Genomic DNA, 8,030 nt, shown 5'->3' with positions numbered 1-8,030 from the left:
CGGCATCCAGCTGCCCCTGCGCGACCTGCTCATGGCGACCACCGTCGCGGACGCGGCGGGTCGGATCGCGAAGCTCCTCTCCCCCTCCTCCGACGGGTCGACACCGGGCAGGTCGGGGCCGCCCAGGCTGAGGTTGACGACGTCCGCGCCCTGCGCGACCGCCCACTCCATACCGGCGATGATCCCCGAGTCGTAGCCGTAGCCGTCGTTGTCGAGGACCTTGCCGTTGAGGATCTTCGCGCCCGGGGCCACGCCCTTGTACGTCCCGCCGGACTTGGCTCCGGTCCCGGCGGCGATCGACGCGACGTGCGTGCCGTGGCCGAACCCGTCGGCGGTGCTGCCGCTGTCGGAGAAGTCCTGCTCGGCGATCACCTTGCCGGACAGGTCGGGGTGCGTGGTGTCGACCCCGGTGTCCAGCACGGCGACCTTGACGCCGGTGCCGTCGTAACCGGCCGCCCAGGCCGTGGGCGCGCCGATCTGCGGGACGCTCTTGTCGAGGCTCGCCTTGCGCCTACCGTCCAGCCAGACCTTCTCCACAGCCCCGGATTCCGCAGCGGTGACGGTGTCCCAGAAGACGCCGGCCCGCTTCTTCACGGAGCGCATCGACTTGCCGTTGACCACGGGCAGCGCCCGGCCCATCCGCGCCCCGGCCTCGGTGAAAGGGGCCGTCGAGGGCGCCTTCCCGCCCTTGAACGTGACGATCAGGGGGACGTCCGAGCGGGCCTTGTCGTCGTAGCCGTCCGCCACCAGTTGGGTGACGTCGAACAGCCGGGGGTCCACCTTGCCCTGGGCCAGCAGCAGTTGGGCGTCACCGGGGACGACCCGGGTGTGCCCGTCGACCACGCGCACCGAGAACGGCATCCTGGCGCGGCCCGGTCCCCGCTCGACTCCGGCGACCTTGCCGTTGCCGTCCAGCAGCACCCGGTCACCGGTGACCAGGGTGACCGTCTTGATCGCGGCCGCCGTACGGGCCTTCGTCGCGCTCTGGGCCTGCGCGCCGACCGGAAGTCCGGCCGCCACCAGGGCCACGGAGGCGAGGCACGTGGTGATGAGGGCACGTCTGTGCCGTGTACGTAACTCCATCTGAACTCCGTTTGTTCTGTGGGGAGATGACGTCACGATGTGATCGCGATGTGATCGGAAGTGGCTCGGGGGATAACGAACCGATAACCCTCCGCTCCGGTGTGATCATGTGGATACTGTGGCCATGTCACGTGTGCTGCTGATCGAGGACGACCGGGCGGTCCGGGAGGGCGTCGCCCTGGCGCTGCGCCGCCAGAACCACGACGTCGCCGCCACCCCGACCGGGGAGCAGGGCATGGAGCTGCTCAGGTCCTTCCGGCCGGACATCGTGGTCCTCGATCTGATGCTCCCCGGCATGACCGGCCTCGACGTGTGCCGAGCCGTCCGCGCCGTCGACCAGACGCTGCCGATCATCATGGCCACCGCGCGGGGTGACGAAGTGGACATCGTTGTCGGCCTGGAGGCCGGAGCCGACGACTACGTCGTCAAGCCCGTCCTGGCCAGAGTCCTCGACGCCCGCATCCGGGCCGTCCTGCGCCGGGCGAGCGCCGCGCCCGCGGAGCCGGGCCTGCCGAAGATCGACACCTACGGCGAACTCGCCGTCGACCGCGCCGGGTTCACCGTCGCGCTGAACGGCGCCCAACTCGCCCTCGCCCCCTCCGAGATGCGGCTCCTGCTCACCCTCTCCGCCTCGCCGGGCCAGGTCTTCAGCCGTCAGCAGCTCCTGGAGGCGGTGTGGGAGCACGACTACCACGGGGACGCCCGCCTGGTGGACGCCTGCGTCAAGCGGCTGCGCACGAAGATGTCCGAACCGCCGCGTGCCCCGCGCTACATCCACACCGTGCGCGGCTTCGGCTACCGGTTCGCGGCGCCGTGAGCCGCCTTGTGCGCGGGCTGCGCATCCGCCTTGTCGTCGCCTTCGGGCTGGTCGCGACCGTCGCCACCGGCACGACCGGGGCCCTGTCCTTCCGCGAGGCGCGCAACGGGGTGCTCCAGCAGAGCCAGGACGCCGTCATCGGGCAGCTGCGCACCCAGCTCAACCAGCGCGCCCCCGAACTCCCCTTCCCACCGGGGGAGTCGGCGCTTCAGCGACTGGCGAGCGACGTGGCCGACAGTGCGGCGACCGGGAACTGGCGGGTGCTGGTCACCTTCGGGAGCCTGAGCGCCAGTTCGGTCCCCGAGGACCCCTTCACCGAACTGACGCCCGCCGTACGGGAAGCCGTCGGCAGCAGCCGGGCCACCGTCTTCCAGCGGGTGCGCGAGAGCGACCGCACCTCCCTCGTCGTCGGCATGTCGCTCACCTTCGGCGACCCCGACCAGTCTCAACTGGCGTCCGGGATAAGGGTGTTTCTGGTCGTTCCGCAGAGCACCGAGCAGGCGTACGTCGACGCCCTGGTCAGCGCCGTCGAACGCGCGATGGTCCCGGCCCTCGTGCTCGCGGTGGCGCTCGCCCTGCTCGCCGCCCGCGGAGTGCTGCGGCCGGTGCGGGCCCTGCGGCAGGCCACCCGGCGGATCGCCGAGGGCCGCCTGGACACCCGGCTCGCGGTCGACGGCTCCGACGAACTCGCCGACCTGTCCCACACGTTCAACGAGACGGCCGCCGCGCTGGAGGCGTCCGTGGCCGAGCTGCGCGAGATGGAGGCGCGGGCCCGCCGCTTCGCCGCGGACGTCTCGCACGAACTGCGCACCCCGCTCGCCGCGATGTCCGCCGTCACCGACGTCCTGGACGAGGAGGCCGCCCGGCTGGACCCGGACACCGCCACCGCCGTCCGGCTGATCAGCGAGGAGACCGTCAAACTGGCCCGGCTCGTCGACGACCTGATGGAGATCTCCCGCTTCGACGCGGGCGCCGCGGTGCTGCACCTCGACGAGATCGACCTCGCCGAGTCGATCCGGCGCACCCTCGCCTCGCGCGGCTGGACGGACACCGTCGAGACCGCGCTGCCGGCACCGGACGCGGTGCGCGGGCGCGTCGACCCGCGCCGCCTCGACGTGGTGGTCGCCAACCTGGTGGGGAACGCGCTGCGGCATGGGGGTCGGCCGGTACGGGTGCGCCTGGAGGTGGCCGGTGCGGAGGGGCGTGTGGCGGTGGCCGGTGTGGAGGGTCGTGTGGCGGTGACCGGGGCCGAGGGGCGCGTGGTGGTGACCGGTGTCGAGGAGCGCGTGGCGGTCATCGAGGTGCGCGACAGCGGGCCCGGCATCCCCGACGACGTGCTGCCGCACGTCTTCGAGCGGTTCTACAAGTCCGACACCGCCCGGGTCCGCTCCGAGGGCAGCGGGCTCGGGCTGTCGATCACCGCGGAGAACGTCCGGATCCACGGCGGCACGGTGCGCGCGGGGAACGATCCGGCGGGCGGTGCCGTCTTCACCGTCGAACTCCCGCTGCGGCGGGACGAGATGTCCGAGGAGAGCCGCCCGTGAAGCCCGTACTCCTGCTGGTGGCTTCGTCGCTGCTCGCGCTCTCCGGCTGCGGGATCCCGGCGACCGGGGTGGTGGAGGCCGGCGCCCCCGCGAGCGGGATCACCCCGGTCACGCCGGTCTACCTGCTGCTCGCGGACAGGCTCGTGGCCGTACCGCGCACGACCGAGTTCCCGGGAGACGTCCAGGCGGCGGTGGATCTGCTGCTGCTCGGCCCGACCTCCGAGGAAGTGGCCAGGGGCCTGTCCACCGAGGTGCGCGCTCGGCCGACCGTCGCCCCCGACCCGGCCGGGGCACCACGGCAGCCGTCGCCGGCAGCCCCGACGGTGTCGGTGCGGGACGACGCTCTGACCATCGAACTGCCCTCCGGGACGGGCCCCTTGAGCGACGTCGCGACCCGCCAGGTGATCTGTACGGCCGCCGCCGCGCACCGGCTGACCGACCGGGCCACCGCATCGGTGACGGCCGTGGTGGGCGAGAGCGGCAGGTGGAGAGCGACGGGTACGGACGAGAGCTGCCCGTGAGCCCCGCTATCCGGGGTGGGTCGGGGCCCGGGTGTCGGCCTCCTGGAGCTGGGAGAGCAACTGGTTCTGGCCGGCGAGGAGTTCGGTGAGGATCCGGCGGGCGGCGCGCAGCAGCTCGGCGACGTCACCGCCGGCGAGCGCGTAGCTCACCGTCGAGCCCTCCCTGATCGACACGACGATTCCGGACCGGCGCAGCACCGCCAACTGCTGGGAGAGACTGGACGGTTCGATGTCGATGTCGGCCAGCAGGTCGCGGACGGGCACGGGGCCGTGTTGCAGCAGCTCCAGCACGCGGATGCGCACGGGGTGCCCCAGCATGCGGAAGAAGTCCGCCTTGGCCTGGTAGAGGGGGACGTGCATGGTGCTCGCTCCCTGCCGGATGGACGACGGCCGGACGGGACGCCGCCGTGGGACCGATCCTGCTGGCCGGGGGCTGTGAGCGACCACGTCTTGGACTCATGTGGATGTGGCGACTTGAAGAAGTCTTCACATCGCGGTCGCGCACAGCCCCGGACCGAGGGCCTGACTCAGACCTCCAACTGCTCCTCGATCCGCCTGAGTTGATGGCGGGCCATCGCGAGGTTCGAGCGGGCCTTGTCGAGCACGAGATACAGGAACAGCCCGTTGCCGTTGCGGCCGGCCACCAGCCGGATGAGGTGGTACTGGTTCTCCAGCGTGATGAGGATGTCCTCGATCCTGGACTTGAGACCCAGCTGCTCCATGGTGCGCACCTTGGCCCGGATGACGTCGGTGTTCCCGGCCGCAGCGACCGTGACGTCCAGGTCCTTGCCGCCGCCCAGGGTGCCGAGGGCCATCCCGCTGGTGTAGTCGACGACCGCGGCGGCCGTCGACCCCTCTATCCCGGCCATCATCTCCTTCAGCGACACTTCCACACTCGCCACAGTGCCTCCCCTTGTCCAACTCGGTTGAGGCGGGCCCGTGTTGCGCCCGACCTGTCTGTGCGCCGGACGCTATGCCCGGCGCGGTACGGCCGGGGGCGAGGTCTCTGGGACTGACGGATGATGACCGAACGGGGCTGCTGTGCGACTCCGGATGGCCGGGGGAGCGGCAGGGGGCGACCGGTCGGGGCGCGTCTTTCGGCAGGGTGCCGGAGTTGCCTTCGGCGGGGCGCAGGAGTCGCTTTCGGCGGGGTGCCGGATCCGCTTCGGGCGGGACGCCGCGACCGGGGCTACAGACTCGCCGCGTGGTCGGGGACGAAGTTCTGGAGATCGCGTGGTGGGCGCTCGTAGCCGGTTGACCCGGGCCGCTCGGGCAGCTCCAGCACCGGCGGCGGGACATCGCGGTACGGCAGCGAGCCCAGCAGATGGGCGATCATGTTCAGCCGGGCCCGCCGCTTGTCGTCGCTCTCCACGACGTACCAGGGCGCCTCGGAGATGTCGGTGTGCACCAGCATCTCGTCCTTGGCCCGTGAGTACGCCTCCCAGTGGGTGAGCGACTCCAGGTCCATCGGCGAGAGCTTCCAGCGGCGCAGCGGGTCCTCCAGGCGACGCCGGAAACGCTCCTCCTGCTCGGTGTCGCTCACCGAGAACCAGTACTTGCGCAGCAGGATCCCGTCCTCCACCAGCATCCGCTCGAAGATCGGGCACTGGCGCAGGAACAGCTGGTACTCCTCCTGGGTGCAGAAGCCCATCACGTGCTCGACGCCGGCCCTGTTGTACCAGGACCGGTCGAACAGCACGATCTCCCCGGCGGCCGGCAGATGCTCGACGTACCGCTGGAAATACCACTGCGTGCGCTCGCGCTCGGTGGGCTTCGGCAGCGCCGCGATCCGGGCGACGCGCGGGTTGAGGTGCTCGGCGACCCGCTTGATCGTGCCGCCCTTGCCGGCCGCGTCCCGCCCCTCGAAGACGACGACCATCCGGGCCCCCTCGGCCCGCACCCACTCCTGGAGCTTCACCAACTCCGTCTGAAGCCGCAGCAGTTCCTTCTCGTACGCCTTACGCGGCACCCGGGCCGCATCCTTGCCGCTCATGCGGCCGAGTCTAGGGACAGCCGGGGCGGAGCGCTCAGCGGCGGAGACCGTTTGCCGGTGCGGTGCGGTGCGGTGCGGTGCGGTGCGGTGCGGTGCGGTGCGGTGCGGTCGGGTGCGGGTGTGGGTGTGGCCGTGGTGCCGGGCGGCGCCTCGGCCGAAAGGTCCAGTTGATCGCCGTCGCACCACCGTCCGCGCCCCGATCTCCGGCCGAACGGCCGAGGCGACCGCGTCCCGGTCTCCGCGAAGCTTGATCCATCCGGGACGGGCCCACCCGCAGGGCTTGACCCATGCGGGACCAGTCCACCCACGAGGAGCCTTCATGCGCCACCACCAGCGCATCGCCGTCGCCGCCGGTGCGGCGCTCGCCGCCACCTTCGCCCTGCCGCTGGGCGCCACCCACACGATCAGCGGCGGCAACGCCGTCCGGTCCGCGCCCCGGGTCGGCCCGAGCGAGTACAGCAGTGTGGCCTCGCACCGGGACTGGATCAGAAAGTCACCGAGGTCCGAGACTCACGAGGTGATCAGCTTCTCGAAGAAGAACTCGTGCTTGAGGAAGGAGGTCTCGTGCTCCGTGCCCGGATACGGCGGGATGAGCTGCGCGGCCTGGAAGAGGCGCCAGCCGTCCTCCAGGGCGGCCACCCCCGTGCCGTACGGCGGCTCGTCGCTGTCGCCCGTGGTCGGACGGGTCGTGCCCGTGCCGTCGTAGCGGGCCCAGCCGACGACCGGGGAGTCAAGGGCGGAGGTGTCCAGGTAGAGGACGAGGACCTGCTGGCGGACGGTCATGCGGTGCTCCTTGTCGCGGGCCGGTTGGCGATCCTCGTCGCCCAGTACTCGATGTCGAAGGTGTCGTCGCCGGTCAGGGCACGCCACAGCAGGATCCGGTTGTGGATCTCCAGCCGCGCGGTGGCCGACTCGTACCAGGGGAAGCGCCGGCTCAACTCCTCGTGCACCGCCGGGTCTTCGAGATCCGCCGGATCCCACAGCCGCACCTGCGGCACGGTCGGATTGAAGCGGATCTTGTACATGTGGCGGACGGTGTCGCTGTCGTTGCGCCGCCCGCCGTGCCAGATCCCGTGGTGCAGCAGCACGACCGTGCCGGCCGGGCAGGTCAGCCGGGTCTGGCCGCGCAGGTTCTGGTAGCGGCCGGTGTCCGACTCGTTGGTACGGCGCAGATGGCTGCCCGGCACGATGAGCGTGCCGCCCATGTCCGCGGTGACCTCCCGCGGGTAGTACATGAGCTGCACGTCGAAGGCGTCGGTCCGCAGATCGATCAGCGCGTCGGCGTGCAGGGGCTGCGCACTGCCCTCCCGCGCCTCCCGGACGTGCACGAAGTGATGGTCGACGGTCGGCCCCGGCCCCACCAGGCTCTCCAACGCGCCCGCGACGACGGGCAGTTCGACGAGCCGGCGGGCGAAGGAGCCCTCGGGGAACGCCCGCGGCACGGGGGTGCCGTACGGCACGGCGGGCAGCCCGGCGGCGAAGACGTCGAGCGCCTCCTCGTTCATCTCCGGGGGCACGACGCCGTCCAGACGCAGGAAACCGTGGGCCACGAACCGCGCCACCTGGGCGGAGCTCAGCAGCTGGGGTGTGGTTGACATACGGCAACCGTAGGAACCGGAGCCGCGGAAGTCGTGGGGTGTAATCAACAGGCACTGGTAATTTTCCACCATGACCCACACCGTCGACCTCGCCCTCGACCTGCCCCCGCACGTCGAGAACGCGGGCGTCGGCGTGCACGGCTCCACCGGCCCGCACGACGTCTTCCGGCTCCCGCGCCTGTGGCAGCTCCATCTCTACGGCTACTCCGGCACCCTCTCCTACGACGGCCACCGGCACCCGATCCGCCCCGGCCATGTGAGCCTCGTCCCGCCCGACACCGAGGTGCACTTCCACTACGACGCCCCGCGCTGCGAGCACCTCTACGCCCACTTCCGGCTGCCCGGCGCGGGCGAGCGGCGGCGCGTCCCGGTGATGCAGGACGCCGGGGCGGAGGCGGCCGTCCTCGGCGGGCTGCTCCGGCAGACGGTCGCCGCGGGGCCGCAGTCCCCGGCGCGGGCCGCGGCGGAACTGTG

The 8,030-nt window shown here is 71.6% G+C and carries 10 protein-coding genes; 4 read left to right on the top strand and 6 right to left on the bottom strand.

Annotated features, from left to right (window positions below; translation table 11 throughout):
- On the bottom strand, positions 1–1,083 hold a 1,083-nt coding region (locus tag ABZ896_RS51080), incomplete at its 3' end, for a S8 family serine peptidase (protein ID WP_360945841.1).
- 124 nt (positions 1,084–1,207) lie between these two features.
- Here ABZ896_RS51080 and ABZ896_RS51075 point away from each other — a divergent pair.
- The 3 genes from ABZ896_RS51075 to ABZ896_RS51065 are packed head-to-tail and all read left to right on the top strand — an operon-like array spanning position 1,208 to position 3,965.
- The gene (locus ABZ896_RS51075) at positions 1,208–1,900 is read left to right on the top strand and encodes a response regulator transcription factor (protein WP_360945838.1); all 693 of its coding nucleotides are present in this window, start codon (positions 1,208–1,210) and stop codon (positions 1,898–1,900) included.
- Positions 1,897–3,444: an ATP-binding protein gene (locus tag ABZ896_RS51070; RefSeq protein WP_360945835.1), complete on the top strand. Its 1,548-nt coding sequence runs from the start codon at positions 1,897–1,899 to the stop codon at positions 3,442–3,444. The genes ABZ896_RS51075 and ABZ896_RS51070 overlap by 4 nt, the downstream gene beginning before the upstream one ends.
- Entirely contained in the window at positions 3,441–3,965 is a 525-nt protein-coding gene (locus ABZ896_RS51065) for a hypothetical protein (protein ID WP_360945832.1), read from the top strand. The genes ABZ896_RS51070 and ABZ896_RS51065 overlap by 4 nt, the downstream gene beginning before the upstream one ends.
- Positions 3,966–3,971: 6 nt before the next feature.
- On the opposite strand, the gene ABZ896_RS51060 is transcribed toward ABZ896_RS51065, so the two are convergent.
- From ABZ896_RS51060 to ABZ896_RS51040, 5 genes are all read right to left on the bottom strand, one after another.
- Complete coding sequence (locus tag ABZ896_RS51060; RefSeq protein WP_360945829.1) at positions 3,972–4,325, bottom strand: metalloregulator ArsR/SmtB family transcription factor; 354 nt, start codon at positions 4,323–4,325, stop codon at positions 3,972–3,974.
- Between the two features lie 167 nt (positions 4,326–4,492).
- Positions 4,493–4,867: a hypothetical protein gene (locus ABZ896_RS51055; protein ID WP_360945826.1), complete on the bottom strand. Its 375-nt coding sequence runs from the start codon at positions 4,865–4,867 to the stop codon at positions 4,493–4,495.
- A gap of 287 nt (positions 4,868–5,154) precedes the next feature.
- Complete coding sequence (ppk2, locus tag ABZ896_RS51050) at positions 5,155–5,958, bottom strand: polyphosphate kinase 2 (protein WP_360945823.1); 804 nt, start codon at positions 5,956–5,958, stop codon at positions 5,155–5,157.
- 510 nt (positions 5,959–6,468) lie between these two features.
- Positions 6,469–6,741: a hypothetical protein gene (locus ABZ896_RS51045; RefSeq protein ID WP_360945820.1), complete on the bottom strand. Its 273-nt coding sequence runs from the start codon at positions 6,739–6,741 to the stop codon at positions 6,469–6,471.
- Entirely contained in the window at positions 6,738–7,556 is an 819-nt protein-coding gene (locus ABZ896_RS51040; protein ID WP_360945817.1) for a phytanoyl-CoA dioxygenase family protein, read from the bottom strand. Before ABZ896_RS51040 ends, ABZ896_RS51045 begins: the two co-directional genes overlap by 4 nt.
- Positions 7,557–7,626: 70 nt before the next feature.
- Here ABZ896_RS51040 and ABZ896_RS51035 point away from each other — a divergent pair.
- Positions 7,627–8,030: AraC family ligand binding domain-containing protein (locus ABZ896_RS51035; protein ID WP_360945814.1), on the top strand; the 404-nt coding region annotated here is incomplete at its 3' end.

This window comes from Streptomyces sp. NPDC047072, from assembly GCF_040643855.1.
In the GTDB taxonomy this organism is placed as follows: Bacteria; Actinomycetota; Actinomycetes; order Streptomycetales; family Streptomycetaceae; genus Streptomyces.
Note: the sequence above shows the minus strand (reverse complement) of the source record. Positions and strands in the feature narration are given on the sequence as shown.